Genomic DNA, 1,971 nt, shown 5'->3' with positions numbered 1-1,971 from the left:
ACAATCTTTTCCACCGCAAAGCAAAAAAAGCGGCCAATATTTATCAACGTTTTTGCTGAGCAATTGCGCACAACGTTCTCTTGCTAGGCGCGCGTTGCGGAACAGCGAGCCGAGTACGCTCCGCTAAAGATAAAATTTTCTCGTGAAAAACAAGCGCAAAGCCAACAAAATCAAGCAATGGCGCTTAGCAAGTGTTAGCTGCTGTTGCAATTTTTAATTATCTTTTGCCTCCAACAAATTCAAACTATAAATCAACCTCGAATTTCTTTTCACTAATAAATTTGTAGACATCTTTTCTTTAATTATGCTGTCACCAATTTTTAATTCTACATTCTTTGGCCAATAGTCAAAAAGTTTTCTCGAGTTTGATAATCTAATCATTCTAGCATTTCGGTTGCTTTTATCTTCAAACTTTTCAATTACTTTGGCTTTGTAATTTTGATTTAGAATTTCATCTCTACGTTGATTTTCGAAATAACCAAACTGAGATAGAGAAAATAGGAGTAAGCCAATCAAAGATAACATAGTTCCTAAAATGATTTTTGATTTTCTATCAAATATTTCATCCATTTCGATAATTCTTTTTTGTTCAATCGGTCAGCAATTGCAGCTAACGTTTTGCGGCCATGTCTTGTGGCGGACGAGCGAGCCGCGTACGCTCCGCTAAGATAGAATTTTGTTCGTGAAAAATAGGCTAGAAGCTTGAAAAATAAAGCCATAAGTCATGACCGCTGTTATTGACCAGGCGCTTTTAAGTTCAAAGTTTGCGCACAGTTTTCACACACAGAATTCTTTCGCCGGAATTGCTTCAACACAAAGTTTGGGAAAAAATAAAAACTTGTTGCGAAGCAAATTTTTTAAGCGCTGTTGACACGCAAAGTTTTCGTTTTGTTTTCACGCAAAGTTTTCGTTTTGTTTTCACGCAAAGTTTACAAATGATTTCAGAAAGCAGCGAAATCTCCGTTTTGAAAATGTTTCAAAATTCACGACATAGTTGAGCAAGATTTTCAACAGCGCGATTTAGAAATTCAGGTTTACAATTACGGAAGTTCGTTTTTTTACGGTTCGAAAATGCGCTTGTCAATAACGTTTTGCGGCCATATCTTGTGGCGGAAAAGCGAGCCGCGTACGCTCCGCTAAGCTAAATAAAAAACGTGAAAGCCAAACATTAAGCTAAGAAAATCCAGCCATAAGTTATGACCGCGGTTACCGGTAGTTTTTTTAGTTCTCGTGTCTACAAATTCCTACATAGAACATTGGGTAAGGATTTTTAATTGTGTCCATTTTTCCTTTAATAGGAATAAGATAGCCATTTCTTATAATTATTTTTTCTCCAAGTTGTTCAAATTTGTTTTCATCATATTTAAGATATATTGTATCACCATTTTTTGCCCACTTTCCCTTCCACCATTCATCATAAAAAAATGCTCCTGTCCAATTTATCTCAAATGATTTGTCTTTACGAAATTTTATTATCGCTTGGTTTTGCGTGCCTTCAAAGCACGCTCGGAATTCAATTTCACTTTCTAAGTTTTCTGAATCAAATCGATATGAGCTAAAAAACAGATATATCAATGTTAAGAAACAAACGAAGAAAGGAACAAATATTTTTAAGCTTAATTCTTTTCGTTTTTTTACAATTAGAATTATAGACTTAAATGTCAAAATAAGTATAGCAATAAAAGTTGTTGGAATCAATAATGTGAGAAGCCAAAAGAAAATACCCGATAGATACTTGTGAATATGATGATAAAATATTACTAGAAACAAAAAACTGCAACAACTAATAATTGCCCATTTAATTCTAGATTCTATTTCAACAGTTTTTTTCATAAAATTACCGGTAACGGTTGCGGGTTTGCTCAGTCACGGTAATTTGGAACAGAGTATAATCCGTTAGATGAAACAAACATATGGAAAATATATCTTTCTTGAACACTGATGCAGTTATTGTGCAAACCTGCTGTTGTG

The 1,971-nt window shown here is 34.4% G+C and carries 2 protein-coding genes; both read right to left on the bottom strand.

The features are described from left to right. Positions 1-213 precede the first annotated feature (213 nt). Positions 214-570 (bottom strand): hypothetical protein, encoded by a 357-nt coding sequence (locus KIH23_RS13570; protein ID WP_213214045.1) that lies wholly within the window; start codon positions 568-570, stop codon positions 214-216. 651 nt (positions 571-1,221) lie between these two features. Further along, complete coding sequence (locus KIH23_RS13565) at positions 1,222-1,833, bottom strand: hypothetical protein (protein WP_213214044.1); 612 nt, start codon at positions 1,831-1,833, stop codon at positions 1,222-1,224. Positions 1,834-1,971 lie beyond the last annotated feature (138 nt).

Origin of the sequence: Flavobacterium sp. CYK-55, assembly GCF_018413465.1 — a bacterium.
In the GTDB taxonomy this organism is placed as follows: domain Bacteria; phylum Bacteroidota; class Bacteroidia; order Flavobacteriales; family Flavobacteriaceae; genus Flavobacterium.
This window is presented reverse-complemented; position numbering and strand designations above follow the sequence as displayed.

Coding starts and splice junctions, on each gene's coding strand:
- KIH23_RS13570 (WP_213214045.1), bottom strand. CDS start 570: ATGGATGAAATATTTGATAGAAAATCAAAAATCATTTTAGGAACTATG.
- KIH23_RS13565 (WP_213214044.1), bottom strand. CDS start 1,833: ATGAAAAAAACTGTTGAAATAGAATCTAGAATTAAATGGGCAATTATT.